This window comes from Mesorhizobium sp. C089B (assembly GCF_030323125.1).
Taxonomy (GTDB): Bacteria; Pseudomonadota; Alphaproteobacteria; order Rhizobiales; family Rhizobiaceae; genus Mesorhizobium.
Genome location: NZ_CP100469.1, coordinates 1,351,875 through 1,378,572 on the forward strand (window position 1 = coordinate 1,351,875; position 26,698 = coordinate 1,378,572).

Sequence of the window (26,698 nt, forward strand, 5' to 3'; positions counted from 1 at the left end):
AAAAGCATCTGGCGCGATGCAATTAGGGGCAACGACGTGATCGGGATCTTAGCGCTGATGCTTTTATGGCTAGGCCCTTCGGCGTATGTCATTTACCGCAAAGGCCTAACGAGGGCGGCTCTTTTTATACCGATTTCCCTCTTTGTTGGCTTGGCTGCCTTTTTCGGTTCTGCGCTTGTTGCACAGGAGCTAGGAGCGGTGGGAATTGCAGTTCCCGTGTTCATGTTGTTGGGAGGGATCGTGACAAACGCAGCCCATCTGAGGTTGGAGATGGGGCTTGGCTAAGTTGGTTGCCAATCGACGGCGCAACCTTGTCCCCATCCCAGTCGATGGCTAAACTCAGCCTTTCCCAGGGGAGGTTCTGACATGACACTTCAGCTTTCGGCGGATGCTGTCGCTCCTAAGGCGGCGGCGCCTCAAAAGTACCTCTTCGGCCCGGTCGCCGATTTCCTCATGCTGGGCGGCAGCGCGTTTCTCATCCTGCCGGTGCTGTTTCTCGTTCCGCTCGAATATGAGGGTCCGGTGGCCGCAACGATGGTGATCGTTGCCTATCTCGTGAACTATCCCCACTTCGCCCACTCCTACCAGCTTTTCTACCGCAATTTCGGGCGCAAGGTGACGGGCGACGGCTACGACAGGAGCCTGCAGCTTCGCTACATCTTCGCGGGCATTGTCGTGCCCCTCGCCATGGCCGGGTTCTTCGCCTATGGCGCGGCGGCGGCGAACACGCGCCTGCTCGGCTATGCCACCAACGCCATGTTCTTTTTTGTCGGTTGGCACTACGTCAAGCAGGGCTACGGCATGCTGATGGTGGATGCGGTGCTGAAGCGCAAATTCTTCAACGACCGCGACAAGAAGGTGCTGCTGGTCAACTCCTATGCCGTGTGGATCCTGGCATGGCTGCAGACGAATACGGCGGTCACCCAGGGCAAATATTATGGCCTGGACTATTACACATTCGCGGCCCCTTCCTGGATTACCGACATCGGCATGCTGGCGGCCGTTGCGTCGACGGCGGCCACGCTTTTGATGTTGGCCAATCGCTGGCGAAAGAACAGCGGCGGCCTGCCCTATAACGGTTTGGTGGCCTATGTCGCGTCGCTCTATCTCTGGATCCTGATTGCGCGCGTAAACCCGCTCTGGCTGCTGATCGTGCCCGCGCTCCACTCGCTGCAGTATCTCGCCGTGGTCTGGCGCTACCAGACGAACGTCGAGCGAGACAGTTCCGATGCCGAAGGCGATCCGCAGCCGAAAATCCTGTCCTTTCTCGGCCCCCTCTACAGGTTTCGGCTCTTCGGCTTTATCGTCGGCGGCACCGCCCTTGGCTATCTCGGCTTCTGGCTGATCCCATCCGCGCTGACGGCCTTGATCCCGTATGACAGGCAAGTGCTGGGGTCATCGCTGTTCTTCTTCATCGTGCTCATCTTCATCAATGTGCACCATTATTTTCTGGACAATGTGATGTGGCGCCGTGGCAATCCGGAGGTATCGAAGTATCTGTTCCGCTGACTGATGCGCAGACCGTCGAGCCCGGTTTTCGTCAGCTGTCGAGAGTATGCCATTGCGAGCGTGATCGTCAGTGCAACGGAGAGCCCTGGAATGGCGGAGTGCTTTTCCGAGAGCCGCCTGGAAAATACCCTGCGGTGGCATCTGTACCGGCGTTGGCGCCGCCGGCATGCCATCGATGATGAAGATGGACATTGAGGGCAGCGAAGCCGAATGCCTGGAAGCCATCCTCGAAGCTGGGCTGCAAGATGCTATCGGCGCCATTCTGGTTGAAACGCACGACCGGGTGTCGCCAGACATAGCGCGTCGGGTGGAGCGCATTCGCCAGCGCATCGCCCAGGAAACATCCGAAACATCAATCTGGAATGGATCTGACTGCGCGCCGTCGTTGCCCGGCAACCGACGGCCCCAGTTTGCTTGATCGGCTAACTTTAGGACAACCCGACCAGGGAAAGCGCCTTGCGCCGGACCCGCTTTGCCAGCAGGCGCGCGAGTTCTGCCGTCGACTGGATTGGCGGCTCGACATAAAACCGGGACCTCGACCACCACGGTCTCTCGTTCCGGCGTTTTTGGTGCGGGCGAAAACATTGCGTGGCGTTTTTGCCGCACGTGGTCCGGGAAATGCTAGGCCGGCTTGCGCTATAGGATGTTTTCCGGCAATGGAAACGCAACATCGGGGCGCTGGCGTAGAAATGATTGATGGATTGCGTGTGGCGGTGATCATGCCCGCCTATAATGCGTCGGCTACACTGGAGAAGACCTACTTCGCCTTGCCGATGCAATTGATCGACGACGTTATTCTCACGGACGATCTCTCGAAGGACGATACTGTCGGCATTTCGCGACAGCTCGGCATTCACACAATCGAGCATTCGATCAACAAGGGCTACGGTGGCAATCAGAAGACTTGTTACGATGCGGCGCTGCAGCGCGATGCCGATATCGTCGTAATGCTTCATCCCGATTATCAATATTCGCCCAGGTTGGTGCCGGCCATTGCCTCGATGGTCGCCTCTGGCGAGTATGATTACGTCTTTGGTTCGCGCATCTTGGGCAAGGGTGCCCTGCGCGGCGGCATGCCGGTCTATAAATATATCGCCAATCGCTTTCTGACCCTGGTTCAAAACATTCTGATCGGTCAGAAAATGTCGGAGTTTCACACTGGCTTTCGGTGCTGGAGCCGGAAAGCGTTGACCGAGATTCCTTATCACCGGTGCTCGGACGACTTTGTGTTCGACAATGAGATGGTCTGCCAGGCCGTCTATCTCGGCCTGCGTGGTGGCGAGATGTCCTGTCCGACGAGATACTTCCCGGAGGCGTCGTCGATCAACTTTCGGCGTAGCGTCGTCTATGGCCTGGGTGTCTTGAAAACCGCGGCGAAGTTTCGCCTCAGCAAACTGGGCATTCGACAAGATCCGTTATTCGTCGGGAGCAATATCTGATGAGGCGTCGGACACGAATGGCCCTCGGTGTGGCGGGCCTTGCGATGGTTCTCGTCCCCGCGGCGCTGTCCGGCTATCTCGACGATATCTTGCGGATCGCCAAAGCGAGCGTTCAGCAGACAGGGCTGTTCGGTTTCGTTGCGCTGGTCGTGATGCAGTTTCTAGTGGCCGCCACCGGCATATTGCCGGCGTCCCTGCTCGGGATCGCAGGCGGAGCGGTTTACGGATTCGCCGGTGGATCGGCAATGGCGCTCGTCGGGACTTTGGCCGGCGGCATCGTCGGCTACTACGTAGGCCGAAAGGGTCTCCAAAACGTTCCTTTTACCAACACGAAAATTGTTGGCGGCCTCGACAAGGTCAAACAGTTCCTTGCCGCTGACGGCTGGCGATCGGTTTTTCTGATCCGCCTGTCACCGGTCGTTCCCTTTGCCGCCACAAGCATTGCGCTGGGCGCGAGTGGAATTCGCCTCGCCGACTACGTGATAGGAACCGCAGCGTCGCTTCCCGCCCTTTTTGGTTATGTCTATGTCGGTTCATTGCTCGGCAATGCGGCGTCTCTCGAATCGCCTGAGTTTCACCAGGTTTTTTTGCTGATGCTGGCTGGAGGTGTTATTGCAGGCGCGACGTTGGTCGGCAGGTTCGTCATGTACCATCACAATTCCGAAACAACCTGATGTGCTTGTTAGCAGTGGTATTCTCCACAGTCCGGTAGCTGTACTCCGCCTGCTCCGGGGTAATTTACAAGCGTTTGCGACGGTGACGTGAGATGGGTCGTTGCCTGCGAGGACCAACTGGTGTGGGACGGTGTGAAGAACAAGCCGTCGACCATGGCGTTGTAGTCTCGATTTGCGAGGACCGCGCATAGGCAAATAGCAACCGCCGCGACCCTTGTAACCAACCTCCACGAAGACGCCCAAATCGCCAGAACGATCAGAAGTGTTGCGACTGGCGCGAAGTAATACCTGAAGCCAGATCCTGATTGGAGCAGTGACTCGGCACCTCCGACGGCGAGAATCGCAGTAGCCGAAAATTGCAGCGCAACGATCGGGACGAGCAGCAGGATGGGCTGGCGGCGGGCGAGGAAAACTGCAGCTCCAAGCACGCCAAGGAACACGATGGCAGCTGCTATCAGTTCAAGCGTACCCGGTGTCAAGTTGCTGAAAAACAAGGCCGGCCAAAGGATCGCACCACCCACCTTGAGCAGGAACAGGTCTGGCAAGCTTGCAAAACCGAGGAACGTGAACGGCCGTACGGCCAAGCCGGTATTCGTTGCCGGCAACAGTGCGCAGCCGATCTGCGTCGCCAATCCAGGAATAGACCAAACCAGAGGTCGGACAAGATAAGGCTGCCGTAGCACAAAGCCGGCAGCCGCCATATGATAAGCGCGAAAGCTGCGGGGGTTCCTGTGAACGGCAGCACTAGAAGAAGACCGATATGAACGCGATTGAGCGGCTGTTTGAACGCCAACGACCCAAAAACAAGCGCGGCATAAACAGGTCCCCAGCCTTTGATGTGCAGTGCCGTTCCGAATGTTTCCGATGCGGTGACGCAATAGAGCGCGGTCGCAACCGCCAACAGGATTCCGGTTCGCCACGATATCGATTGCGTTGTGCCGGCGACAACAAATGGAAACAGCAAAGCCACCAGAAGACCGGAGCCGGTGTCAACGACCGGCCACCACTGAAGTCCGGCCGACACCGCAACGGCTGAAGATAGGTTTGCCGCTAGATCGTAGTAATTGCTTGCCGGGTTGAACAGAGCGGCTAACGGACCGTTCGCATAGGCATAGCCGAAGTACAGAGGGCCAATTTCAGCCCAAACCCTGTAGAAGGTAAGCAACGCCGGGGCTCTTGCCGCGACCAGGATCGCAAACAGTATCCCTGCGACGATGGTACACTCGGTCTTGCCCCTGGGGGATAACGAATCGTCTGCCCGGACATAAAGGAAGCTCAACCCTGCAAAGGCGAGAAACTCAACCAAAGTAAATGCATTGAACGGTGTCGACATCTGCCCCCCGGCTGGATGGCGTGGCGCCCCACGCGGTCTGGGGCGGTGATACAGACGGGATGGCGAAGAGTAAATGGCTACTTTTGCTACCTGCTCAGCAGCACTCCAGACAGCCCGAAGACGAATTCTGCGGAGCTAGATCAAGTCCAGGATGTTCGGGTCGCCGCGCTCTGCCCGGAAGCGGTCTGCCCATTCGAGGTTTGATGCATCCCTTTGCAGCTCAACGGTCACGTTGCCGGGGTCCAGCCTGGAGGGCGGCTTCAGGCCCATCAGCTCGGCGACCTGACTGACGGCGTGGCGAGGGTCCTCGATCATTGTCTCGTATTCGAACCGCAAGGGCTCGATACCGGTGCGCGCAAAGAACATCTCCCAGCGGGCTCGTTCACGAGCAAGGGCGTTGAGCTGGCTCTGGATCAGTCCAGCGTCGAAGACCGGCTTCTGGGCCATCGGTTGGCTCGATCGGTATTGTCCTGTCTGCAGCGCGCGTGCCCAGGAAATCGCTTGGCCAAGCAAGTCGCGTCTGGTGAGCAGAACGAAGCGAAGATTGGGAAGGGCATCGACCCAGTTCACCTCGCCCGAAATCCAGTCGTGCTGGTGGGCAAATAACTTCAAGCCGTAGATGCCGTTGGCAGTGGCGCCCATGGTAAGGATCTTCCAGACCTGGCCGGCGATATCCTTGGGGTAGTCCGGGTCATCGAAATAGCGCCGCCCGCCCCAATTGAAATATTCCAGCGGATGTCCGAGCAGGCCCGTGCCGCTCAGATGCTGGCACAAGAAATTGCTGCCGGATCGTGGCGAGGTGCAGATGCTGTAGCCACTCAATTTATCGCGGTCCAAGCCGTCGAGCCCTGTCAATGTCCGGCCCCTTTACGCGCCCGAAGGAGAAGCTTTCTGATGAACAGGGGGATCATACCGTTGTACAGCCGCTTTATCTCGTCCACAAAATTTGAAAGGTTCGAAAGCTGTTCCTCCACCCGGCTCAGCACAGCCGGGTTGTCGCCCAGCGCGGCGGCTCGCGAGACAGCCTCGTCCAGAACAAGCTGCTGGGTTCTGGCGTTCTGTTCGCCAAGCTTCTCCAAAACTCGCGAGTTCGCGTGGGACTGCGCCAGAAGCGTCGCCAATTCGGGCGCATCCGGCCAGCCGTGCAATTCTTTCACGATATGAAACCATCTTCGGCGTGGATGCGAGACCCCGATCTCTTCGATCCACACGGCGGTCGCAAGCGCGCGCTCATCGGGATCCAGCCCCCTGTCGGATCGCAGCACCTGATCATAGATGCGCAGATGTTCCTCGATAAATACGCATCGCCGGCCGCCTTCCGAAAATAGGTGGACACCGCCGCGGCATCGTTCGCACCGAAACCGGATATCGCGCCCAGAAGATTTTCGACCGTGGTCGGCTTGGTCAAAAGCCCAACGCCCAGATTGAAGCGACGCCATGCCTCCATGTTTGCGCTGCTGAGCAATCCCGCGAAACCGCGCGCGTCGCAAACCACGACGGAACAGCCGACCGCAGCTGCCTCGATGGCCATCCGGGCGGTTGCGAACACGATGTCGTAACCAAGCAGATCCTGTTCCAGCTGCTGCGAAAACCGCCCGGTGGCTGGACCTAGCTCATCCAGCTGGATGCCACTTCTCGCACAGGCCTCACGAACCGCCGCCTGGTGCTCGAAATTCTTGGTCAGCAGCAGGCCTCGCGCGGGTCTGGCGGGGAGCGGTGGGCGCTGTTTGAAGCGATTGAGATCGACCGCGTTGTAGACAAGGCTCATCTGGTCGGCCGGTATGCCCCTCGACAGGCATTTGGCTCGGCACGCCTCGTCGACCGCAATCCAATGGCGTATCTGGGGATGCAGCATCGGCGCTTCGACTTCAAAGAAGGCGCTGTGACAGGAAAATACCGCTGGCACGTCGGGAAACCTGGCGAGCGCAGTCAGGCAGGGCGTCAGATGCTGGGCGTGAATGACATCGGGCCTTTCGACGATCTCGGCAATCCGATCGACGACATGATGCCCGCGCCGACGCATTCTATCGGCCATGTCGCCCAGAGTGGGAGCCAGCAGCATGGTCTGATGGCCGGCGTCGCGAAGCCCGTCGGCCAACAGTTCGACGACCGCTTCCGATCCGCTGTTTCGCGACAGGGAGAGATTGGTGATAAGAATTCGCAACGGGCGATTCCTTGCTTGCGCACTACATCTGATATGAGAGAGAAAGGCGCATGAGTTTCTGGCAGCGTCTTAAGTTGAAGCCGCTGACCAAACAAGCTTCGTCAGCATTGTCGCGGCCAAGGTTTGCGCCTGAATTTGTCCCCAGGCCATTCGGCTCGATCGGACCAGAAACTGGATTGGAGCCATTGTTGCCTGAAAAGTCAGGAGAAAAACTGGAAAACGTGCTGATTCTCGCTCACCCCGGGCACGAACTCAGGATCCACCATTGGCTCGAGATCGCCAAACCAAGGGTCTATCTTCTGACCGACGGATCAGGCGGCAAGGAAACATCGCGAACCCGCTATTCGCGCGATCTGGTCGAAGCTGCGGGCGCGACACGCGGCGCGGTGTTTGGGGAAATTCCGGATGGCGCCTGGTACGAAGCGCTGCTGGCCGGGAACCATGATTTCCTGATCGACGTGTTTTCGAGAGTGCGCGCCGATCTAACGACCGCAAAGAATGTCCAGATCGTATCGGATGCGGTCGACGGCTATAATCCCATACATGATCTTGCCTTTGCGTTTGGCCAGGCCCTCTGCCGAGGACTGCGAAAGACGGCACAGGTCGGCAAACAGCTTTGTTCCGCTGCGGTTCCAAATGTGGCGGGACGTGTCGAATCGGCAATTCAGCTTTCCCCGGCCGCACGGGCGCGGAAGATAGCGGCTGTTGAAAATTATAGTCCCCTCGCCGATGAAGCGCGTCGGATACTCGAGAGGGATCCGCAATGCTTCGACAGGGAAAATCTGATGTCCCAGGATTTTGACTGGAATTCCTCCTGGACACCGGAGTGGGAGCGCATTGGTAAACAGCGCGTTGCCGATGGCCGCTACCGCCAATGCATTACATACAGGGATAATGTCCAACCCGCCGCGCGGCGCCTCATGTCTGAAAGTGCTGCGGTATTTGCGGCCGCAAACTAAGTCTCAGGCTTTCACGAAACCAGTGAGACATTGCCGCCGGCATGGCGCTCGATGCGGCCTGCAAGGTCGAGTTCCAGCAGCACCATGGAGACTTGCGCGGCGTTGAGGCCGGTGTGGCGGATGATCTCGTCCACGCCCACCGGCGTTGGGCCCAGCACCTCGATCACGCCGCTGCGTTCGTCCTCACCGGGCGGGGGAGTTGCCGAAAAATCGGGTGCCTTTTCTGGCGGCGCAATGCTTCGCGTTCGCGTGCCCGCCAATGGTGCGATCGCACCGGAAACGTCGGCCGCCTCGGTGACCAGGGTGGCGCCGTCCTTGAGCAGGCCGTTGGAGCCGGCGCAGCGCGGATCGAGCGGCGAACCCGGTACGGCAAAGACCAGCCGGCCCATCTCGCCGGCCAGGCGCGCGCTGATCAGCGAGCCGGAGCGTTGCGCAGCTTCGATCACCACCAGTCCGAGGGCGGCGCCCGCGACAAGCCGGTTGCGGCGCGGAAAATCCTGCGCCCGCGGCTGCCAGCCGAACGGCATTTCCGAAATAACGGCGCCGCCACGCTCGGCAATGTCGTCGCACAAGCCGATATTTTCGGGCGGGTAGGGGACATCGAGCCCACCGGCCAGCACACCCACTGTACCAGTCGAGAGACTGCCCTGGTGTGCTGCCGTGTCGATGCCGCGCGCCAGGCCGGAAACGATGACGTAGCCGTCGCGGCCAAGATCCGCCGCCAGCATGCGCGCCATCTTGATGCCGGCGAGCGACGCGTTGCGGGCGCCGACGATGGCCACCGCCGGCAGGCGAAAGACGGCTGCCTCGCCCTTCACGGCAATCAGTGGCGGCGGATTGTCCATGTTTTTCAGCATCGGCGGGTAGTCGGCCTCGCCGATGCCGACGAAGCGGGCGCCGTTTTCACTGGCTGCGTCGAGTTCCGCTTCGGCTTCCTCCACGGAAGGAATGCGCATGATCCTTTTGGCTCCGCCCGAAATCATCAGCTCGGGCAGCATCTCCAACGCCGCCTCCGCCGAACCAAAGCGGTTGATCAATTCGCGAAACGAGGCCGGGCCGACATTTTGTGTGCGGATCAGCCGCAGCCAGCTCAGCCGCTGCCGGTCGCTGAGGCGCGGCCCGGCGGCGGGCTTGCTCAACCCTTGGCTCCGATCTTGCCTTCGGTGCCGGCAAGAAGGCGCGAAATGTTGGCGCGATGTTTGAAGATGACGATCAGGCTCATCACCAGGAACAGCCCGGCGGTCTCAGGTGTGCTCCAGAAATAAAGCGCGATCGGCACGATGACCGCCGCCGTCAGCGCTGCCAGCGAGGAATAGCGAAACAGAAAAGCCATCGCCAGCCAGACGACGATAAAAATCAGCGCCACATGCCAGCCGAGCGCGATCAGCACGCCGAGATAGGTCGCCACGCCCTTGCCGCCCTTGAAACCGAGCCAGACCGGAAACAGATGGCCAAGGAAGGCGCCAAGGCCCGCCCAGAGTCCAAGGCCGGCCCACAGTCCGTAGTCGTGTCCAAAATGGCGCGCGATCATCACCGCCGCCGTACCCTTCAACGCGTCGAGCACCAGCGTCGCGGCGGCGAGGCCCTTGTTGCCGGTGCGCAGAACGTTGGTGGCGCCGATATTGCCGGAGCCGATTTTGCGCACATCGCCGAGGCCGGCCGCGCGGGTGATCAAGAGGCCGAAGGGAATCGAGCCGAGGAGATAGCCGAACAGCAATGCCAGGATAACGTTATAACTCATTGTTTGCCCCCGCATTTCCCCAGCAACATATCGGTCTGCGACGTGGCGCGATCGCTCTAGCTCGAAAACACTGTGCGGCCCGCCACCAGCGTTTGCAAGACCATGCCTTGCAGCCGCGCACCTTCGAAGCAGGTGTTTTTCGAGCGCGAGCGGATGCCGCTTTCACTCACGATCCAGGGTTCTTCAAGGTCGATCAGCGCAAGATCGGCCGGCGCTCCCGGCTTCAGCGTGCCGCCCGGCAGGCCGAACAGCCTTGCTGGTGCGGTGGACAGTGTTTCGACCAGCCGAAGTAGCGGCACGTCGCCATTGTGGTAGAGCCGAAGCGCTGCTCCAAGCAGCGTCTCCAACCCGATCGCGCCGGCAGCTGCATCGGCGAAGGGAAGGCGCTTGGTGTCGACATCCTGCGGGTCGTGCGAGGAGACGATGATGTCGATCGTGCCGTCCTTGACCGCCTCGATCATGGCCAGCCGGTCTTCCTCCGCGCGCAAAGGCGGCGTCAGCCGGAAGAAGGTGCGGTATTCCCCGACATCGTTCTCGTTCAGCGACAGATTGTGGATCGCCACGCCCGCCGTGACATTGGCCTTGTCGGCTTTCGCGCGCGTCATCGCTTGCGCTGCCATCGCCGTCGAGATCTTGGCCGCGTGGTAGGCGCCGCGCGTCAGCCGTGCCAGCGCCAGGTCGCGCTCCAGCGGGATGGACTCGGCCTCGCGCGGAATGCCGGCAAGGCCGAGCCAGCTGGCATACAGGCCTTCATTCATCACGCCCGCCGAAGCGAGGTCGCCATCCTGTGTCTCATGTGCGATGACGCCGCCGAAATCGCGGGCATAGGTCAGCGCCCGGCGCATCACCAGTGCGCTGGATATTGTGTGCCGCCCATCGGTGAAGGCGACCGCACCGGCCTCGCGCAACAGGCCGAATTCGGTCATCTCGCGACCGGCGAGGCCTTTGGTGATCGCCGCCGCCGGAAAGATGTTGACGCTTGCCGTGTCCCGGGCGGTGCGCAGCACGAATTCGACCAGCGCGACATTGTCGATCACCGGGTCGGTGTCGGGCATCATAACGACGGAGGTGACGCCGCCGGCCGCCGCCGCAACGCTGGCCGAAGCGATGGTCTCGCGATGTTCGCCGCCCGGTTCGCCGATGAAGACGCGCGCGTCGATCAGGCCGGGAATGATCGCCTTGCCGGCGCAGTCGACCACGGTGGCTCCCGCCGGCAGGCCCTGGTTCAGGGCAGCCTTGCCGGCGGCAACGATCTTTTTCCCTTCGACGATGACGGTGCCGACCTCGTCGATGCCGCGTGACGGGTCGACGATGCGGGCGCGCTCAAAGACCGTCGTGCTCATGCGCCGCGGCCCTCTGCATTGCGGCGGGGATCGAGCAGCGCTTCCATGACCGCCATGCGCACGGCCACCCCCATCTCGACCTGTTCCTGGATGACGCTTTGCGGACCGTCGGCGATTTCGGACGCAATCTCGACGCCGCGGTTCATCGGACCGGGATGCATCACCAGCGCGCCGTCCTTGGCGGCCTTCAGCTTTTCGGCATCGAGGCCGAAATAGCGGAAATATTCGCGTACCGAAGGCACGAAGGCGCCTTCCATCCGCTCGCGCTGCAGGCGCAGCATCATCACCACGTCCGCGCCCTTGAGGCCCTCTGCCATCGAGCGCGAGACGATGACGCCCATTTTCTCGATGCCGGACGGTAGCAGGGTCGACGGCGCCACCACACGCACCTGCGCACCAAGCGCGTTCAACAGCATGATGTTGGAACGCGCCACGCGAGAATGCAGGATGTCGCCGCAGATCGCTACGATCAGTTTCGACAGCGGCCCCTTGGCGCGGCGGATAGTCAGCGCGTCGAGCAGCGCCTGCGTTGGGTGTTCATGCGCGCCGTCGCCGGCATTGACCACCGAGCAGCCGACCTTCTGCGCCAAAAGGGCGGCGGCGCCCGCAGACTGGTGGCGGATGATCAGGATGTCGGGGCGCATGGCGTTCAGCGTCATCGCCGTGTCGATCAGCGTCTCGCCCTTCTTCACCGAAGAGCTCGCCACCGACATGTTCATGACGTCGGCGCCGAGCCGTTTCCCGGCCAGTTCGAACGACGACTGCGTGCGCGTCGAGGCTTCGTAGAAGAGGTTGATCTGGGTGCGGCCGCGCAGCGTCGAGGTCTTCTTTTCGGACTGCCGCGAAATGGCGACGGCGCGGTCAGCCCGGTCGAGCAGAAGCTCGATATCACCGGGGGAAAGATCGCGGATGCCCAGAAGATGGCGGTGAGGATAAAGCGGCAGGGACGAAGCGTCGGTCATCTCAAGGCGCTGCTATAGGGGGGAGAATTCCTTGCCGCAAGCGCCAGCTTGGCATTGCGGCCTTTCTCCCCGGTATTTTCGTCGCGCGCGCCGCCTGCCTTGGGCTATATCTAGCCGATTGCTTCGGATTCGAAGCCTCGTGATGATAAGTGCCTTTCTAGCGTTAGAAGGCCCTTCTACTTTCAGAAGGATTGGGCGTGACCGACGACGTGACCAACCAGCCGCCGCCGCTGACGGGCGGCAACGCCTGGCGGGGCGATCCGTTGCTGATCCAGCTTGCCGAGCGTTTTTCCGATCCGGTGCGCAAGGACCTCGACGGGCTTGGCCGGTTCGTCCTGACGCAGGAGGCGCAGGAACTGGCTCGCCTCGCCAATGTCGAGACGCCGAAGCTCCGCACGCATGACCGTCAGGGCCGGCGCATCGACCTCGTCGAATTCCATCCGGCCTATCATGCGCTGATGCGCCGCTCGGTTGCCGGCGGCCTGCATTCCTCGATCTGGGAAAACGGCGATAGCGAGATCGGCCGTCGCCATCAGGTGCGCGCCGCGCGTTTCTACCTGACCGCCGAACTCGAGACCGGGCATCTCTGCCCCATCACCATGACCAGCGCTTCGCTGGCCGCCCTGATGGCCAGCCCAAAGCTGTTTCGCGAATGGGCGCCGCGCGTGACGACGCGCAAATACGACCAGAGTCAGAAGCCGCCGGTCGACAAGACCGGGCTGACGCTCGGCATGGGCATGACCGAAAAGCAGGGCGGCACCGACGTGCGCGCCAACACCACACGGGCCGAACGCGCCGGCAGCGGCTTTTATCGCCTCACCGGCCACAAATGGTTCATGTCGGCGCCGATGTCGGACGCTTTTCTCGTGCTTGGACAGGCGCCGGAAGGGCTTTCCTGTTTTCTCGTCCCGCGCATCCTCGGCGACGGTTCCGGCAACGGCTTCCGCTTTCAGCGGCTGAAGGACAAGCTCGGCAACCGCTCCAACGCCTCATCGGAGGTAGAGTTCGTCAACGCCATCGGCGAGATGGTCGGCGAGCCCGGCGCCGGCATCAAGACGATCATGGACATGGTCACGCTGACCCGGCTCGACTGCGCCGTCGCCTCGTCGGCAATCATGCGAGCGGGGCTGGCTGAGGCCGTGCATCACGCCCGTCACCGCCAGGTGGCCGGCTCGACGCTGATCGAACAGCCGCTGATGCAGCGCGTGCTGGCGGACATGGCGCTCGATGTCGCCGCCGCCACGGCACTCTCGTTCCGACTGGCGCGCTCCTTCGACGAGGCTGCCGGCGACCGCGGCGAGGCTGCTTTTGCCCGCGCCATGACCCCGGTGGTCAAATACTGGGTCTGCAAGATCGCGCCGCCACTGCTCTATGAGGCGATGGAGTGCCTCGGCGGCAATGGCTATGTCGAGGAAGCGCCGCTCGCCCGCTACTACCGCGAAGCCCCGGTCAATGCGATCTGGGAGGGCTCAGGCAATGTCATGGCGCTCGACGTGCTGCGCGTGCTCGGCCGCGCGCCCGGCCTGTTCGAGGAGGTGCTGGCCGGCATCGACCGCGATCTCGGCGCCGGCGGACGCGGAACCATTGGCGTGCTCAAGGCGGCCATGCAGGTCGCCGGCACCGATGAGGGGTCGGCCCGCCTGCTGACCGAACAGCTGGCGCTGTCGGCGGCAGCTGCGGAATTGCGCCGGCTGGGGGCAGGGCGGATTGCGGACGCCTTCGTCGAGACGCGGCTCGCCGGCCAGTGGCGCAACACCTATGGCATGCTCGATTCGCGCCACGATGCGCGCATGATCATCGACACGCTCTATCCGCCGGTGAATTGAGGGCCTTCCGCCAGTCCGTGAACGAATTTGCCTGCCTGTGGACAGCCGTTAACCTTAACGAATGGTTTCCGTTGCAGCCGCAGGCCGCAGACCCCACTGTCTTTGTCACCAAAGCAGGAATGCCATGCGGCACATTTTGACGTCCTTTCTGGCCTTGCACTGGGCGCTGGTTTTCGCCCTGCTGGCGTTCATCTGTGTCGATGGAAACCGCGGCGTTGCGGGCGCTCTGGGCGTGCTCGGCGTCGTCGTGGAAAACACTCGTCTGGCCGATCTCGACAATGCTGCCGTCGTGGCGCCGCTGGCCATCGCCTTGCTGGTCGTGGCGGTGCTGTTTTGCTGGGTCTTCGTCGAGAGCCTGGTTAACGCCGCAGCGAGCCCGGACGGAGCCGACAGTGTGGCGCGGACCGCCTTCATTTCGGCATCCGCGGTGTTGTCGCTCATCCTGGTCGGCGGCGCGGCGCGAGGCATCAACGGCCTGTTTTTGGTTGTCGCCGTGCAATTGGCGGCACTTCTGGCCTCCTATGTCGCCATGCTGGCCGAGCGGAGGTCGGTCTTCGCCGTCATGGTTTCGCGGGAGGCAGAGAGTCGCGCCACCGCACATGCCATGGCCAAGGGTGCCGCGCACGGCTCCTTGCTGTCGCGCATTTCCGGCCGTCCGGACATTGGTCCCAGCGGTCCCAGAGGCGGCTCCAGCCGCAGGGACGGTCACTGATGCGCACGCTGTTCGCATTGTGGGCCGCGCCACTCGCTCTGTTCTGGGGCTGGTTCTTCCTGTCGCTCAACGACATCAATTTCGGCTACGTCATGCTCAGCCGGCAGCTGCATGATTTCGTGTTCCAGCTCTACGGGCAGATGCTGGGCATCGATCCGGCGATCATTCCGGGCATGGTGGCAAGGGCCTGCGTCTTTGACGGCTTCCTGCTGATGGCATTGTGGGCGTTTCGCCGCCGCCGCAACATCATGGCCTGGGTCAGGCGGCAGGCGGGGAATCCGGTTGCGTCCGATCGCGTGGGTCAAGCGACTGGAGCCGGTCCAGAACTCCCTGCAGAATAAAGGCCGCAGCCGCCGAATCGATCTTGCCGGCGCGCTTTCGGCGCGAGAAATCCATCTCGATCAGCGTCCGCTCCGCCGCCACCGTCGACAGCCGCTCGTCCCACAGCACGAAGGGCAGTTCGGTTATGCCTGCCATGTTGCGCACGAAGGCGCGCGACTTCTGGGCGCGGGGACCTTCCGAACCGTCCATGTTGATGGGAAGACCGAGTACAAACGCACCGACATTGTCCTTCTGCAGCTGCGCGAGCAGCGCTGCCGCATCCAGCGAAAACTTTTTGCGCAGGATGACCGGGCGCGGATGGGCGAAGGACAAGCCGCGGTCGGAAACGGCGACACCGATCGTCTTGTCGCCGAGGTCGAGCCCGGCCAGCGTCCTGCCGCCTTCCAGCCGTGCCGGCAGATCCTCGATTGCTATGATGCCCAACGGCTTTCCCCACCAGCGTTACCGTGACCCAGTCTATCGCGACCCAGACTTGCCGTCACAAAGAGCGCGACACGTTCTTTTGAACCGCGAGCACACTATGTCACTTTAATTTTGCTGCCGGCGTTCTATCTTCCGGCGCAACCAAAATCGAGGAACACGATCGATGAAATTGACCTGGTACGGACATTCCGCCTTCCGCGTCGAGACATCAGGCGCGACCATCCTGATCGACCCCTATCTCGTCGGCAACCCATCATGGACGAGCGGCTGGGAGGGGCCGGCGGAAGGCGTCACCCATGTGCTTCTGACCCACGGCCACAGTGACCATGTCAGCGGCGCGGTGGAGGTGCTGAAGAAGAGCGGCGCCCAGCTGGTCGCCAATTACGAGATCTGCATGTACCTGGTCGGCAAGGGCGTCGACGGCAAGAAGATCAATCCCGGCAATCATGGCGGCACCGTCGATTGCGGTGCCTTCACCACCACATTCGTGCAGGCACTGCATTCCTCGTCGTTTGGGCTCGATGGCGGCCAGAACGTCTACCTCGGCAATCCCAACGGGCTGGTCCTGCATTTCCCGGAGGACAAGACGCTCTACCATATGGGCGACACCGACATCTTCTCCGATATGGCGCTGATCGAGGAATTGCATGAGCCGAAGATCGGCCTCGTGCCGGTCGGCGACCGCTTCACCATGGGCGGCGCGGTGGCGGCCCTGGCCTGCCGGCGCTTCTTCCACTTCGACACCGTCGTGCCATGCCACTTCGGCACCTTCCCGATCATCGACGCGACGGCGGAGAAGTTCGTGGCCGGCCTCGAAGGATCAGGTGTCGACGTAGCCTTGCCAGCCATCGGCCAAACGATCACACTATAGAGCGATCGTTGAAACGATCCCTTGTCGCAAAGGGGAATTAAACCATGGGTTTGAGAGAGACTCTTTGCGTTTCGATGCTGGTCGCTGCGTCGCCCGCATCCGCCGCCGAGGACTTCATCAAGGGCGTTTACCTTCAGACCCAGGAGCTTTGCGCGCAAGCCAAAAAGGACACGCTGCAGACGCTGATCGACACCGGCAATGTCATCTTGTCGGCGGACGGCCTGCAAAGCGTCGAGTATAATTGCGAGTTCGTCCAGGTCGCCAAGGCGACGCGCTCGCCGAGCTGGGCGGTCACTGCCATCTGCCAGGAGCCGGGCTTTCTCTTTCCCGATATACTGTCGATCACGCAGATGAACGCGACCCAAATCGACATCGTCTCGGTGCGCCCGACCGCCGACGAAGGCGAGCAGGCCGGCAATGGCGGCAGCTATTATCTGTGCGAGGGTGTATCGCTGCCCTAGGCTGAAATGCCGCCCTGGCATGAACGGGCTCTATCCCCAAGCACGATCGATGTTGCGCGGCACGCGCCACGCCGCTATAGCGCCATCTGGTTTTCCCAAAGGCTAAAGACATGTCCGTTGATCTGCAAACTGTGAAGCGCGTCGCGCGTCTCGCCCGCATTGCGGTGAGCGAGGAGGATGCCGAGCGCATGACCGGCGAGCTGAACGCCATTCTGGGCTTTGTCGAGCAGCTGAACGAGGTTGATGTCTCCGGCGTCGAGCCGATGACATCGGTGACGCCGATGGAGATGAAGAAGCGCCAAGACATCGTCACCGACGGCAACAAGGCCGCCGATATCGTCGCCAATGCGCCGGCCACTGACGAGAATTTCTTCCTCGTGCCGAAGGTCGTGGAGTAGGCGGCCGATGGCAATCGAGATCGCGATCGAAACGCCGCTGCAGGACGATGTCCGCGCTTTGGTCGAGGAGCTCAACGCGGCTCTGCTCGAACTGACGCCGCCGGAGCATTGCTACCATCTGACGGTCGAGCAGATGGCTGGCGGCGACACCACCGTCTTTATCGCCCGCGACGACGGGCAAGCCATCGGCTGCGGCGCGCTGAAGCGCCATGATGCCCGCGTCGGTGAGGTCAAGCGTATGTACACGCGGCCTTCTCATCGGGGCAGGAAGATCGGCGCCAAGATCGTCGAACATGTCGAAACGCTAGCGCGCAGCGAAGGGCTGAAGCGTCTGGTGCTGGAAACCGGCGACCGCCATCCCGCCGCCTGGACCGTCTATGAACGCGCCGGCTTCTCGCGCTGCGGGCCGGTGCTGGATTATCCCGATTCCGAGTGGTCGGTGTTTTACGAAAAGAGCCTTTGATGAGCGAACTGACCCATCTGACAATTTCGCAGGCGCGCGCCAAGCTGCGCGCCAAGGAGATTTCTGCCGTCGAAATCACCGAGGCCTATCTCGGTGCCATCGAGCGCGCCAATCCGGTGCTCAATGCCTACATCGTCGTCACCGGCGACAAGGCGCGCGATATGGCCAAAGCTTCCGACGCCAGGCTCGCCAAGGGCGAGGGCGGTGCGCTGGAGGGCATCCCGCTCGGCATCAAGGATCTGTTCGGGACCGAAGGTGTCCACACCCAGGCCTGCAGCCATGTGCTCGACGGCTTCAAGCCGCGCTACGAATCGACCGTCACCGCCAATTTGTGGGCAGACGGCGCCGTCATGCTGGGCAAGCTTAACATGGACGAGTTCGCCATGGGCTCGTCCAACGAGACCTCCTATTACGGCCCTGTCGTCAATCCGTGGCGGCGTTCGCGCCTCGACACGGTGGTGATGCCGACCACGCATCAGGGCGATGGCGGTTTCGTTTCGGCCGGCGGCACCAAGACCGCGCGCACGCTGGACAATGCCCAACTGGTGCCGGGGGGCTCGTCGGGGGGCTCGGCTTCCGCCGTCTCGGCTTTCCTGTGCGCCGGCGCCACCGCCACCGACACCGGCGGCTCGATCCGCCAACCAGCCGCCTTCACCGGCACCGTCGGCATCAAGCCGACCTATGGCCGCTGCTCGCGCTGGGGCATCGTCGCCTTCGCTTCGTCGCTCGATCAGGCCGGCCCGATCGCCCGGGACGTGCGCGATGCCGCGATCATGCTGAAGTCCATGGCCTCGGTCGACGCCAAGGACACCACTTCCGTCGACCGGCCGGTGCCGGATTACGAGGCGGCGATCGGCAAACCGATCAGGGGCATGAAGGTCGGCATTCCCCGGGAATACCGCGTCGACGGCATGCCGGAAGAGATCGAGGCGCTGTGGCAGAAGGGCATTGCCTGGCTCAGGGATGCCGGCGCCGAGATCGTCGACATTTCGCTGCCGCACACCAAATATGCTTTGCCGGCTTATTATATCGTAGCGCCTGCCGAAGCATCGTCCAATCTGGCGCGCTATGACGGCGTCCGCTATGGCCTGCGCGTGCCGGGCCAGGACATTGTCGACATGTACGAAAAGACCCGAGCCGCCGGGTTCGGTCGAGAGGTCAAGCGCCGCATCATGATCGGCACCTATGTGCTGTCGGCCGGCTACTACGATGCCTATTATCTGCAGGCGCAGAAGGTGCGCAATTTGATCAAGCGCGACTTCGAGACGGTCTTTGCCGACGGCGTCGACGTCATCCTGACGCCGGCGACGCCGTCGGCCGCCTTCGGCATCGCCGACGAGGACATGGCCGCCGATCCGGTGAAAATGTACCTCAACGACATTTTCACGGTGACCGTGAACATGGCCGGACTGCCGGGCATTGCCGTGCCTGCCGGCCTCGATGCCAAGGGCCTGCCGCTCGGCCTGCAGCTGATTGGCCGTCCCTTCGACGAGGAAACCCTGTTCCAGACAGCCGCCGTCATCGAGCAGGCGGCGGGAACCTTCCAGCCGGAGAAGTGGTGGTAGCATGCCGCCTCCGTCTCGCATTTCCATCGTCGAGACGGGAAACGAACTGCTGATCATGAACCCGCCACGCACCTCGGATTTCAGGACCGTCTTTGTCCTGATCGGGGCCGCGATCGTCGCCTACACCGGCTACATGGGATTGACGGATACGTCGTCCGCAACGCTCACCAGCGGCACGCTCGGCCTGCTGTCCTTCGTGGCGGTCATTGCCCTCTTCACCTATTTCCTGGGCAAGGATTTCATCTGGCGGGTGTTCGGCAGGGAAACCCTGCGGCTGACCGACACCGCAGCCGTGCGCTCGGTGAGGGGTTCTTTGCGAAATCGGTGGTCACTGCCTTTGAAAGGGCATCTTAGGGTCGAAATCCTCGACCATACCTATCCCACGGACGAAGTGGGACTGTCGGAAGTCATCAGCTTAACCAACGCGAACGGCGTCCTTGTTTTCGGCAGGGAGTTAAGCCGCCTCGAAGCGGAAGCGGTAGCGAGTGCGGTCGAGCACTTCACCGGCCGTCACAATTTGAGCTGGAGATAGGCAGGCAATGTTCTTCTATCTCTCCAAGGTATTCTGGTTCTTCGTCCAACCACTCAACCTGGCGATCTTCCTGCTGCTTGCCGGCTTGCTCGCGGCGCTGATCGGCCGCCGGCGATTGGCGGCGACGGGCAGTGTGTTCGCCTTCCTGATTCTGGCGCTGTCGGCCTGGACGTCGCTTGGCGCCATGATGCTCAATCCGCTCGAAGAGCGCTTCCCAAAGCCGCCGCTGCCGCGGAAGGTCGACGGCATTGTCGTGCTCGGCGGCGGCTTCGAGGGCGCCATCAACTTGGCGCGCGGCGGCTATGAGCTGAATTCCGGCGGCGACCGCATGGTGGAGGCGGCGATCCTTGCCCGGCGCTTTCCCGAGGCGAAAGTGGTTATCTCGGGCGGCACCGGTGAACTGTTCATCGATGGCGAGGGGGATGCGGCCACCGCGCCGCGGCTGCTCGGTGCGCTTGGCGTCGACGCCGATCGCCTGATGCTCGAGAGCAAATCCCGCAACACCTATGAGAATGCGGTCTTCACCAAGGAACTGGTAACACCGAAACCGGGCGAGACCTGGCTGCTTGTCACCTCCGCCTTCCACATGCCGCGCGCCAAGGCGCTGTTCGACAAGGCCGGCTTTCAGACGGTCCCGTGGCCGGTCGACTATCGCACCTCGGGCAAGGAAGGCTTTGGCCTGTTTCGCGACAACGCACCCGATTCGCTGCAGACCACCACCATTGCGATCCGCGAATGGATCGGCCTCGCCGCCTATTGGCTATCGGGCCGGATCGACCAGCTTTTCCCCGGCCCGGGCGGCTGACCGATCACCGCTTGTCGCGCCGCTGAAAAGAACTGGCGCCGCACCAGCACCGCCAGAAGCAGCAGCGTCGACAGCACGAACACGATCGGGTCGACGAACCAGCCGAGATAGCCGATCGAGAAGAACACCGCGCGCAGGCCTGAATTGAAATGCTTGCCGGCCAGCATGTTCATGCGCGCCGCGCGCCACACCGCCGTTTCGCTGACCGGGTTGCGTGACGCCTCGCCATAGGGGATCGGCACCGCGCCGATCAGGATCGTGCAGTAGTTGAAGAGACGGTAGGCCCAGCCGAACTTGAAGAAGGCGAAGGCCAGGATCAGCACCAGGCCAAAGACCTTGATCTGAAAGGCGGAGCGCGATGAGGTCGCGTTCAACGGCAGGTCGTTCAGCACGGCAAGGACCTGATCCGAGGCGCCAAGCAGCGCGAAACAGCCACCGAGCGCAATCAGCGAACTGGAGGCGAAAAAGGCGGTGCCTTGCTGCAGGCCGCTCATGATGGCGGTGTCGACGATGCGGATTTCGCGCTCGGCCATGGTGCGCATCCAGGCCTCGCGCTGCACGTTCATGGCCATCGTCAACGACACCCGGCTGACCAGTCTGCCGTCGGACGCCAGCGTATGCAGCAACCATGCGAGCAGGAAGAAAGCCAGCGCCGCCAGATCAGCCGTCGACAGATGGAAGGAATCGCCCATGCCCCCTTTTACCACAGGCAAAGCGGTCAGTTCGATGCTCAATGCATGCCGCCCAGAGGTGAGCTGCGGTTCTGGGACAACGACATGCATTGAAACAAGAACTTAAAGCGCGTCGCATGAATCCGTTTCAGCGCGACGCGCTTTCAGCCGGTGATGTCGCTGCCGGAGCAAACAAGGTCGGCAGGTGCAGCGCCGCAATCCGCAAAACAGCACAAACATCATGGAAAGTCCTATATGTAGGTCTTGATCCCATTCCCGGAGACGGCGCAGCGTGTTTCTTTCGGTTTTCGACCTGTTCAAGATCGGCATCGGACCGTCGAGTTCGCACACGATGGGACCGATGACAGCGGCGCGGCGGTTTCTCGACGAGATCGCCGGCGATGACTGGCCGCGCCCGGCCGGCGTCAAGGTCGATCGCATTGGCGCCAGCCTGCACGGCTCGCTCGCCTATACCGGTATCGGCCATGGCTCGGATCGCGCCGTTGTCCTCGGACTTGCTGGCCTGACACCGCAGACGGTCGATCCCGATCAGGCCGAGGGAATCGCCACGCGCATCGCCGCCGAGAAGCGGATATCGCCACGCGGCCATCCCTCCTATCGCTTCGATCCGGCGACGGATCTGGTGCTCGACCGCAAGACGCCGCTCACCGGCCACGCCAACGGCATGGCCTTCTACGCTTACGATGCCGGCGACCGGCTGCTGCTCAAGCGCATCTATTATTCCATCGGCGGCGGCTTCGTGGTGTCCGAGGAAGAGCTGCAGCGGATGAAGGTCAAGGGCTCGGTGACCACAGAAGGCAAGAAGGTGCCCTATCCCTTCAAGAACGCCGTCGAGATGCTGAAGATGGCAGGCAAAAGCGGCCTGTCTATCGCCGACATGAAGCGCGTCAATGAAGAGACACATATGTCGCGCGAGGAGCTCGACAACGGCCTTGATGCGATCTGGGGCGCCATGAAGGGCTGCATCGACCGCGGCCTGTCGCAGGACGGCATCATGCCGGGCGGGCTGAAAGTGCGCCGTCGTGCCCGCATGCTGCACGACAAGCTGCAGGAGCAATGGCAGCAGAACAAGCCCAACCCTTTGCTGGCCAATGACTGGCTGTCGATCTACGCCATGGCGGTGAACGAAGAGAACGCCGCCGGTGGACGCGTCGTCACCGCGCCGACCAATGGCGCGGCCGGCACATTGCCGGCGGTGCTGCGTTACTGGCTGCATTTCCACCCCGAGGCCGACCAGCCGAGCATCCGCGACTTCCTGCTCACGGCCGCCGCCGTCGGCGGCATCATCAAGACCAATGCCTCGATCTCCGGCGCCGAGGTCGGCTGCCAGGGCGAGGTCGGTTCGGCCTCGGCGATGGCTGCCGCGGGTCTCTGCGCCGTCATGGGCGGCACGCCCGAGCAGGTCGAGAACGCCGCCGAAATCGCGCTCGAACATCATCTCGGCATGACTTGCGATCCAGTCGGCGGTCTGGTCCAGGTGCCTTGCATCGAGCGCAACGCGCTCGGCGCCGTCAAGGCGGTCACCGCCGCCTCTCTGGCGATCAAAGGCGACGGCGTCCATTTCGTGCCGCTCGACGCCGCGATCGAAACAATGCGCCAGACGGGCCTCGACATGAACGAGAAGTACAAGGAAACCAGCCTTGGCGGGCTCGCCGTCAATGTCGTGGAATGCTGACCGTGCAACGCCACTGGCACTGTGGAGAAGTCGGGCAGGGCCGTTGACGCAATCGCGCGCCGGACTAAACCTTAAGCGATGGCACTCAATCTCCTAAAACTGTGCGTCGGTTGCGACAGCGTCGAGGACCTCGAAGAATGGATCGCCTTCCGCCTCGATGAGCGCCGCCGCGCCGGCGAACCCGCCGAGCACTGGCACACCACCCGCATGGTGCCGACGCGCGGCGCCGAGGTCACCGATGGCGGTTCGCTTTATTGGGTGATCAAGGGCAGCGTGCAATGCCGCCAGCTGATCACTGATATCAGGCCCTTCACGGACGACGAAGGCATCGGCCGTTGCCGCCTGATGCTCGACCTCGACGTGGTGCGCACCGACTGGCAGCCGCGCCGCGCCTTCCAGGGCTGGCGTTATCTCAAACCTTCGGATGCGCCCGCAGATATCGGCAAGGGCAAGGCCGGAATGGTCGAGATGCCGCCGAAACTGAAGCGCGAGCTCGCCGATCTGGGCTTGCTGTAGAGCCAAGGGCGCGGCCGCTTCTCCCAGAGCGTCGAGCGCTGGCCCTTCATCTTGTCCAAGGCTGGACTTGCAAGGGAGCCGACAACGCCACATCTTGCTTCTTATGAGCGACAAGAAGCAGCGCGTGCCCGCCAGGGCCGATCCTGCGCCGGTCAAGCCTCAATCCAATGCCGGCGAGATCGACGCCTTTATCCGTCAGGCCCGGACGCTTGCCGCGTCCGCGACCGGCTGCGGGCGGCTGATCCTTGCGCTCGACGCCACGATGAGCCGCCAGCCGACCTGGGATCTCGCCACCAAGCTGCAGGGCGAAATGTTCGACGCCGTCGGCAAGGCCGGCACCCTCAGTGTCCAATTGGCCTATTTTCGCGGGTTGGGCGAGTGCCGCTCGTCGGCTTTTGTCGCCGACACCAATGCCCTGAAGCAGCTGATGACGCGGATCGACTGCCGTGCCGGCCACACCCAGATCGGCAAGGTGCTGGCGCATGCGCTGAAGGAAACGGCGGCGGCCAAGGTCAATGCTCTGGTCTATATCGGCGACGCCATGGAAGAGGATATCGACGACCTGGCGCAGAAGGCCGGCAGCCTCGGTCTGCACGGCGTTCCCGTCTTCGTCTTCCAGGAAGGCCATGATCCCGGCGCAGAAAAGGCGTTCAAGGAGATTGCGCGGCTGTCCAAAGGGGCTTGGTTCCGATTTGATCGGCGGGCCGCCGCGACCTTGGCCGGGCTGCTTTCGGCGGTCGCCGTCTATGCGACGGGTGGATTGAAGGCGCTCGAGGCAAGGGACAGGCCGGGAGACCGGCTGCTGATCGAGCATCTCAGGGGCGGCGGGAATTGATGGGCGCTATCATTGCACTTGTTGCACTGTTTCTGGTGCTGCTCGGCGCGGCGACGATCTTTGTCCGCGCCGATGCGCAAAAACTGGCAAGCGGCATGCGCACGCTCGGGCCGGTGCTTCTGGCGCTGGTCGGGCTCGCCGTGCTGGTGGTCGGGCGCGAAGGCATTGCCGGCCTCATTCTGGCCGCGGCCCTTGCGTGGTACGGTTCGATGCGAATGAAGCGGCCGTCGCTCGGGCCGGCGCCCGGCAAGCGCTCGACGGTGCGGACCGCCGCACTGGAAATGGAGCTTGATCACGATACGGGCGGGCTTGAAGGCCTGGTTCTGGCCGGCCGCCATGAAGGCAAGATGCTGGGCGCGATGGGCCTGGCCGAGCTGCAGCAGCTTTACCGCGAACTCCCCGGCGACCCGGAGAGCCGCCAACTCCTAGAGACGTATCTTGACGGCCGTTTTCCCGTCTGGCGCAAAGACGCTGAGGCGAACGGTGGCGAAGGGCTGGGTGTTGCGCCAGGTGCGGGCGCCATGACTAAGGAGGAGGCCTACAAGATCCTTGGTCTTGAAGCGGGGGCCGCCGCGGCGGATGTCCGCAAGGCGCACCGCCGCCTGATGCAGCGCCTGCACCCCGACATCGGCGGCACGTCTTTCCTGGCGGCGCGGATCAACGAAGCCAAGGACGTCTTGCTCTCCAATCACAACTAGTCTCCTTCGACGCAGTAAATTTCCGGGAGATGGTTCCGACGCCGCCCTACTGTTGGACGGCGTAGCAGGCGATTTTCTTTTTCCTCAGGGCATTGCAGGCATTCCAGGCCGCGTCCTTCGAGCGGAAGCCGCCGAACCGGGCGCGGTAATAGGTCTCGCCATCCTTTTCGAAGGCGACGGTGAAACCGGAAGCAGCCCCAAGAACTTTGGGCGCCAGCTTGGCGGTCTTGTCGAGGAAAGCCTGGGCTTCGGACTGCTTGGGCGACGACGCCACCTGCACCGCCCAACCAGCCGGCACCGAGGCCGTGTTGACCGGGTCGACCGCCTGTGGGGATACAGGCGTGGGTTCGGCATAGGCAGCCACAATCTGCGCAGTTTCGACCTTCGGCGCCGTCACGATGACGGTCTTGACCTTCCTGGTCTTGACGACGGGGGCGGGCTCTTCGACCGCGGCCACCGTCTGTTCGTCGGCAGACTGGCCTTCAGCAGACTGCTCGTCAGCGGATGTCGGATCGTCATTGGACGCTACGGGATCGTCTTCAACGATCGGCTTGCCATCCGGCGTCGGCGCGTCATGCTTGGGCAGGAAGACCTTGGCCAGCGCCTTGACCGGATTGTCACCGCCGGCCTTGGCGACCAGGGCGCCGCCGCCGCGGGTCGATGCGCGCGGCATGTAGGCGTTGATCAGGCCGGCCATCTGGTTGTCGCGGCTGCGCCCCGAAGTGCCGCCCATGACGACGGCGACGAGGCGGCGGTTGCCATCCGAAACCGACGAGACGAGGTTGAAGCCGGAGGCGCGGGTATAGCCGGTCTTGATGCCGTCGACGCCCTTGATGCGGCCGAGCAGACGGTTGTGGCCATTGATGCGCTGGCGGCCGTAAAGGAAGGAGCGCTGCGAGAAATAGCCGTAATACTGCGGAAAATGTTCCCTGAGCGCTATGCCGAGCATCGCCATGTCGTGGGCGGTTGTGAACTGGCCGGGATCGGGCAGGCCGTTGGCATTGCGAAACACGGTGCCGTCCATGCCGAGCGCGCGCGCCTTGGCGGTCATCATGCGGGCGAAATTGCTTTCGCTGCCGCCGAGCAGTTCGCCGAGCGCGGTCGCCGAATCATTGGCCGACTTGGTCACCATCGACAGGATGGCGGTCTCGACCGAAACCGCTCCGCCCGCCTTGACGCCGAGCTTGGTCGGCGGTTCGGCCGCCGCTTTGGCCGAGAACGGCACGGGCGTGTTCCTGCTGATCCGGCCCTTCGCCATGGCCTCGAAGGTCAGATAGAGCGTCATCATCTTGGTCAGCGACGCCGGGTAGCGCCGGCCGTTGGCATCGGACGAATAAAGCACCTTGCCGGTCTTGGCGTCGACGACGATCGCCGAAGACCTGGCGGCCATCGAGGACGCGGCATCCGCAACGACAAATGACATCGCCAAAGCGAGGATCATGACCATTTTGAGGGAAGATGCGGATTTTGAACCGAAGACCGACAACGCCTGACGCACTGATAGTTCCTTTGAAACTCATTGCCCTGGAGGCGGCAAAGGGATCCGACCTCACTTGTCGTCAAACTATCGCAGCCAGCGTTACCAATCCGTTTATGGTAACCGGCGCGTTCACCATTTTACTCGGGCTTGAGTCTTTCTTTATTCGAATTTGAGCTGTTGCCGGCGCAGCGCGGCCTGATGCCGCTGAAATCTTGACTTTTGTGCAGCGCACAATATATTCTCGTGCATTGCACAACCGCGCTCAGGCAAGGGCGCTTCA

Annotated in this window: 30 protein-coding genes; 19 read left to right on the forward strand and 11 right to left on the reverse strand. The window is 62.4% G+C overall.

The window, feature by feature from the left end:
• Positions 1-366: 366 nt before the first annotated feature.
• The 4 genes from NLY44_RS06795 (at position 367) to NLY44_RS06810 (ending at position 3,622) form a co-directional block, all read left to right on the forward strand.
• Positions 367-1,509 (forward strand): hypothetical protein, encoded by a 1,143-nt coding sequence (locus tag NLY44_RS06795; protein WP_023806083.1) that lies wholly within the window; start codon positions 367-369, stop codon positions 1,507-1,509.
• A gap of 175 nt (positions 1,510-1,684) precedes the next feature.
• On the forward strand, positions 1,685-1,927 hold the full coding sequence (locus NLY44_RS06800; protein ID WP_023806084.1) for a hypothetical protein: 243 nt from the start codon (positions 1,685-1,687) through the stop codon (positions 1,925-1,927).
• A 238-nt stretch (positions 1,928-2,165) separates the two neighbouring features.
• Positions 2,166-2,948: a glycosyltransferase family 2 protein gene (locus tag NLY44_RS06805; protein WP_198020860.1), complete on the forward strand. Its 783-nt coding sequence runs from the start codon at positions 2,166-2,168 to the stop codon at positions 2,946-2,948.
• Between the two features lie 17 nt (positions 2,949-2,965).
• Positions 2,966-3,622 carry a TVP38/TMEM64 family protein gene (locus NLY44_RS06810; RefSeq protein ID WP_023688606.1) on the forward strand — a complete coding sequence of 219 codons (657 nt, stop codon included), beginning with the start codon at positions 2,966-2,968 and terminating at the stop codon, positions 3,620-3,622.
• A 475-nt stretch (positions 3,623-4,097) separates the two neighbouring features.
• On the opposite strand, the gene NLY44_RS06815 is transcribed toward NLY44_RS06810, so the two are convergent.
• The 4 genes from NLY44_RS06815 to NLY44_RS06830 all read right to left on the reverse strand — a co-directional run bounded on the left by NLY44_RS06815 (position 4,098) and on the right by NLY44_RS06830 (position 7,053).
• The gene (locus tag NLY44_RS06815) at positions 4,098-4,955 is read right to left on the reverse strand and encodes a hypothetical protein (protein ID WP_286456855.1); all 858 of its coding nucleotides are present in this window, start codon (positions 4,953-4,955) and stop codon (positions 4,098-4,100) included.
• Between the two features lie 135 nt (positions 4,956-5,090).
• The gene (locus NLY44_RS06820) at positions 5,091-5,810 is read right to left on the reverse strand and encodes a Stf0 family sulfotransferase (protein WP_084013045.1); all 720 of its coding nucleotides are present in this window, start codon (positions 5,808-5,810) and stop codon (positions 5,091-5,093) included.
• Positions 5,807-6,112 (reverse strand): hypothetical protein, encoded by a 306-nt coding sequence (locus NLY44_RS06825; RefSeq protein WP_286456857.1) that lies wholly within the window; start codon positions 6,110-6,112, stop codon positions 5,807-5,809. Before NLY44_RS06825 ends, NLY44_RS06820 begins: the two co-directional genes overlap by 4 nt.
• On the reverse strand, positions 6,109-7,053 hold the full coding sequence (locus NLY44_RS06830; protein ID WP_286456858.1) for a glycosyltransferase: 945 nt from the start codon (positions 7,051-7,053) through the stop codon (positions 6,109-6,111). Before NLY44_RS06830 ends, NLY44_RS06825 begins: the two co-directional genes overlap by 4 nt.
• A 116-nt stretch (positions 7,054-7,169) precedes the next feature.
• Between NLY44_RS06830 and NLY44_RS06835 the strand changes: the two genes are divergently transcribed.
• Positions 7,170-8,078 carry a hypothetical protein gene (locus tag NLY44_RS06835; RefSeq protein WP_245263851.1) on the forward strand — a complete coding sequence of 303 codons (909 nt, stop codon included), beginning with the start codon at positions 7,170-7,172 and terminating at the stop codon, positions 8,076-8,078.
• A gap of 11 nt (positions 8,079-8,089) precedes the next feature.
• On the opposite strand, the gene dprA is transcribed toward NLY44_RS06835, so the two are convergent.
• Genes dprA through NLY44_RS06855 form a run of 4 tightly spaced genes read right to left on the reverse strand, consistent with a single transcriptional unit; the run spans position 8,090 to position 12,124 of the window.
• On the reverse strand, positions 8,090-9,217 hold the full coding sequence (gene dprA, locus NLY44_RS06840; RefSeq protein ID WP_023822216.1) for a DNA-processing protein DprA: 1,128 nt from the start codon (positions 9,215-9,217) through the stop codon (positions 8,090-8,092).
• Positions 9,214-9,819: a glycerol-3-phosphate 1-O-acyltransferase PlsY gene (plsY, locus tag NLY44_RS06845; protein WP_023696534.1), complete on the reverse strand. Its 606-nt coding sequence runs from the start codon at positions 9,817-9,819 to the stop codon at positions 9,214-9,216. Before plsY ends, dprA begins: the two co-directional genes overlap by 4 nt.
• Before the next feature lie 56 nt (positions 9,820-9,875).
• Positions 9,876-11,162, reverse strand: a complete 1,287-nt coding sequence (locus tag NLY44_RS06850) for a dihydroorotase (protein WP_023706213.1) — start codon at positions 11,160-11,162, stop codon at positions 9,876-9,878.
• A complete protein-coding gene (locus tag NLY44_RS06855) occupies positions 11,159-12,124 on the reverse strand; it encodes an aspartate carbamoyltransferase catalytic subunit (RefSeq protein ID WP_023806087.1) in 966 nt (321 codons plus the stop codon). The genes NLY44_RS06850 and NLY44_RS06855 overlap by 4 nt, the downstream gene beginning before the upstream one ends.
• A 197-nt stretch (positions 12,125-12,321) precedes the next feature.
• Here NLY44_RS06855 and NLY44_RS06860 point away from each other — a divergent pair, with 197 nt between their 5' ends.
• From NLY44_RS06860 to NLY44_RS06870, 3 genes are all read left to right on the forward strand, one after another.
• Positions 12,322-13,950 (forward strand): DNA alkylation response protein, encoded by a 1,629-nt coding sequence (locus tag NLY44_RS06860; protein WP_023700749.1) that lies wholly within the window; start codon positions 12,322-12,324, stop codon positions 13,948-13,950.
• 124 nt (positions 13,951-14,074) lie between these two features.
• Positions 14,075-14,662 carry a hypothetical protein gene (locus tag NLY44_RS06865; protein ID WP_023724363.1) on the forward strand — a complete coding sequence of 196 codons (588 nt, stop codon included), beginning with the start codon at positions 14,075-14,077 and terminating at the stop codon, positions 14,660-14,662.
• Positions 14,662-15,003: a DUF6105 family protein gene (locus NLY44_RS06870; protein ID WP_023806088.1), complete on the forward strand. Its 342-nt coding sequence runs from the start codon at positions 14,662-14,664 to the stop codon at positions 15,001-15,003. Before NLY44_RS06865 ends, NLY44_RS06870 begins: the two co-directional genes overlap by 1 nt.
• Here NLY44_RS06870 and ruvX read toward each other — a convergent pair.
• Positions 14,921-15,427, reverse strand: a complete 507-nt coding sequence (ruvX, locus tag NLY44_RS06875) for a Holliday junction resolvase RuvX (protein ID WP_023806089.1) — start codon at positions 15,425-15,427, stop codon at positions 14,921-14,923. The two genes, NLY44_RS06870 and ruvX, sit on opposite strands and share 83 nt — an antisense overlap.
• A gap of 163 nt (positions 15,428-15,590) precedes the next feature.
• Here ruvX and NLY44_RS06880 point away from each other — a divergent pair, with 163 nt between their 5' ends.
• From NLY44_RS06880 to NLY44_RS06910, 7 genes are all read left to right on the forward strand, one after another.
• Positions 15,591-16,298 carry a metal-dependent hydrolase gene (locus NLY44_RS06880; protein ID WP_023684673.1) on the forward strand — a complete coding sequence of 236 codons (708 nt, stop codon included), beginning with the start codon at positions 15,591-15,593 and terminating at the stop codon, positions 16,296-16,298.
• Between the two features lie 44 nt (positions 16,299-16,342).
• Entirely contained in the window at positions 16,343-16,759 is a 417-nt protein-coding gene (locus NLY44_RS06885) for a hypothetical protein (protein WP_023806090.1), read from the forward strand.
• Between the two features lie 110 nt (positions 16,760-16,869).
• A complete protein-coding gene (gene gatC / locus NLY44_RS06890; RefSeq protein ID WP_023670999.1) occupies positions 16,870-17,157 on the forward strand; it encodes an Asp-tRNA(Asn)/Glu-tRNA(Gln) amidotransferase subunit GatC in 288 nt (95 codons plus the stop codon).
• Between the two features lie 7 nt (positions 17,158-17,164).
• A complete protein-coding gene (locus tag NLY44_RS06895) occupies positions 17,165-17,620 on the forward strand; it encodes a GNAT family N-acetyltransferase (protein ID WP_023806091.1) in 456 nt (151 codons plus the stop codon).
• Positions 17,620-19,185 (forward strand): amidase, encoded by a 1,566-nt coding sequence (locus NLY44_RS06900; protein ID WP_023806092.1) that lies wholly within the window; start codon positions 17,620-17,622, stop codon positions 19,183-19,185. The genes NLY44_RS06895 and NLY44_RS06900 overlap by 1 nt, the downstream gene beginning before the upstream one ends.
• Positions 19,186-19,240: 55 nt before the next feature.
• Complete coding sequence (locus tag NLY44_RS06905) at positions 19,241-19,717, forward strand: hypothetical protein (RefSeq protein ID WP_245261400.1); 477 nt, start codon at positions 19,241-19,243, stop codon at positions 19,715-19,717.
• A 7-nt stretch (positions 19,718-19,724) separates the two neighbouring features.
• Entirely contained in the window at positions 19,725-20,522 is a 798-nt protein-coding gene (locus NLY44_RS06910; RefSeq protein WP_023688591.1) for a YdcF family protein, read from the forward strand.
• Here NLY44_RS06910 and NLY44_RS06915 read toward each other — a convergent pair.
• Positions 20,471-21,214: a DUF599 domain-containing protein gene (locus tag NLY44_RS06915; RefSeq protein ID WP_023671004.1), complete on the reverse strand. Its 744-nt coding sequence runs from the start codon at positions 21,212-21,214 to the stop codon at positions 20,471-20,473. The two genes, NLY44_RS06910 and NLY44_RS06915, sit on opposite strands and share 52 nt — an antisense overlap.
• Before the next feature lie 271 nt (positions 21,215-21,485).
• Here NLY44_RS06915 and NLY44_RS06920 point away from each other — a divergent pair, with 271 nt between their 5' ends.
• The 4 genes from NLY44_RS06920 (at position 21,486) to NLY44_RS06935 (ending at position 24,938) form a co-directional block, all read left to right on the forward strand.
• Positions 21,486-22,889: an L-serine ammonia-lyase gene (locus tag NLY44_RS06920; protein WP_023726659.1), complete on the forward strand. Its 1,404-nt coding sequence runs from the start codon at positions 21,486-21,488 to the stop codon at positions 22,887-22,889.
• A 78-nt stretch (positions 22,890-22,967) separates the two neighbouring features.
• A complete protein-coding gene (locus tag NLY44_RS06925) occupies positions 22,968-23,405 on the forward strand; it encodes a DUF1489 family protein (RefSeq protein ID WP_023671006.1) in 438 nt (145 codons plus the stop codon).
• A gap of 103 nt (positions 23,406-23,508) precedes the next feature.
• Complete coding sequence (locus tag NLY44_RS06930) at positions 23,509-24,240, forward strand: hypothetical protein (protein ID WP_023806094.1); 732 nt, start codon at positions 23,509-23,511, stop codon at positions 24,238-24,240.
• Positions 24,240-24,938, forward strand: a complete 699-nt coding sequence (locus NLY44_RS06935) for a DnaJ domain-containing protein (RefSeq protein ID WP_023693434.1) — start codon at positions 24,240-24,242, stop codon at positions 24,936-24,938. The genes NLY44_RS06930 and NLY44_RS06935 overlap by 1 nt, the downstream gene beginning before the upstream one ends.
• 46 nt (positions 24,939-24,984) lie before the next feature.
• On the opposite strand, the gene NLY44_RS06940 is transcribed toward NLY44_RS06935, so the two are convergent.
• Entirely contained in the window at positions 24,985-26,379 is a 1,395-nt protein-coding gene (locus tag NLY44_RS06940) for an SPOR domain-containing protein (protein ID WP_460221731.1), read from the reverse strand.
• Between the last annotated feature and the right edge of the window lie 319 nt (positions 26,380-26,698).

Coding starts and splice junctions, on each gene's coding strand:
- NLY44_RS06900 (WP_023806092.1), top strand. CDS start 17,620: ATGAGCGAACTGACCCATCTGACAATTTCGCAGGCGCGCGCCAAGCTG.
- NLY44_RS06885 (WP_023806090.1), top strand. CDS start 16,343: ATGGGTTTGAGAGAGACTCTTTGCGTTTCGATGCTGGTCGCTGCGTCG.
- NLY44_RS06805 (WP_198020860.1), top strand. CDS start 2,166: ATGGAAACGCAACATCGGGGCGCTGGCGTAGAAATGATTGATGGATTG.
- NLY44_RS06915 (WP_023671004.1), bottom strand. CDS start 21,214: ATGGGCGATTCCTTCCATCTGTCGACGGCTGATCTGGCGGCGCTGGCT.
- NLY44_RS06870 (WP_023806088.1), top strand. CDS start 14,662: ATGCGCACGCTGTTCGCATTGTGGGCCGCGCCACTCGCTCTGTTCTGG.
- NLY44_RS06800 (WP_023806084.1), top strand. CDS start 1,685: ATGATGAAGATGGACATTGAGGGCAGCGAAGCCGAATGCCTGGAAGCC.
- gatC (WP_023670999.1), top strand. CDS start 16,870: ATGTCCGTTGATCTGCAAACTGTGAAGCGCGTCGCGCGTCTCGCCCGC.
- NLY44_RS06940 (WP_460221731.1), bottom strand. CDS start 26,379: ATGATCCTCGCTTTGGCGATGTCATTTGTCGTTGCGGATGCCGCGTCC.
- NLY44_RS06925 (WP_023671006.1), top strand. CDS start 22,968: ATGGCACTCAATCTCCTAAAACTGTGCGTCGGTTGCGACAGCGTCGAG.
- NLY44_RS06935 (WP_023693434.1), top strand. CDS start 24,240: ATGGGCGCTATCATTGCACTTGTTGCACTGTTTCTGGTGCTGCTCGGC.
- NLY44_RS06835 (WP_245263851.1), top strand. CDS start 7,170: ATGAGTTTCTGGCAGCGTCTTAAGTTGAAGCCGCTGACCAAACAAGCT.
- NLY44_RS06930 (WP_023806094.1), top strand. CDS start 23,509: ATGAGCGACAAGAAGCAGCGCGTGCCCGCCAGGGCCGATCCTGCGCCG.
- NLY44_RS06895 (WP_023806091.1), top strand. CDS start 17,165: ATGGCAATCGAGATCGCGATCGAAACGCCGCTGCAGGACGATGTCCGC.
- NLY44_RS06880 (WP_023684673.1), top strand. CDS start 15,591: ATGAAATTGACCTGGTACGGACATTCCGCCTTCCGCGTCGAGACATCA.
- NLY44_RS06795 (WP_023806083.1), top strand. CDS start 367: ATGACACTTCAGCTTTCGGCGGATGCTGTCGCTCCTAAGGCGGCGGCG.
- NLY44_RS06905 (WP_245261400.1), top strand. CDS start 19,241: ATGAACCCGCCACGCACCTCGGATTTCAGGACCGTCTTTGTCCTGATC.
- NLY44_RS06865 (WP_023724363.1), top strand. CDS start 14,075: ATGCGGCACATTTTGACGTCCTTTCTGGCCTTGCACTGGGCGCTGGTT.
- NLY44_RS06855 (WP_023806087.1), bottom strand. CDS start 12,124: ATGACCGACGCTTCGTCCCTGCCGCTTTATCCTCACCGCCATCTTCTG.
- NLY44_RS06810 (WP_023688606.1), top strand. CDS start 2,966: ATGGCCCTCGGTGTGGCGGGCCTTGCGATGGTTCTCGTCCCCGCGGCG.
- NLY44_RS06850 (WP_023706213.1), bottom strand. CDS start 11,162: ATGAGCACGACGGTCTTTGAGCGCGCCCGCATCGTCGACCCGTCACGC.
- NLY44_RS06815 (WP_286456855.1), bottom strand. CDS start 4,955: ATGTCGACACCGTTCAATGCATTTACTTTGGTTGAGTTTCTCGCCTTT.
- NLY44_RS06910 (WP_023688591.1), top strand. CDS start 19,725: ATGTTCTTCTATCTCTCCAAGGTATTCTGGTTCTTCGTCCAACCACTC.
- plsY (WP_023696534.1), bottom strand. CDS start 9,819: ATGAGTTATAACGTTATCCTGGCATTGCTGTTCGGCTATCTCCTCGGC.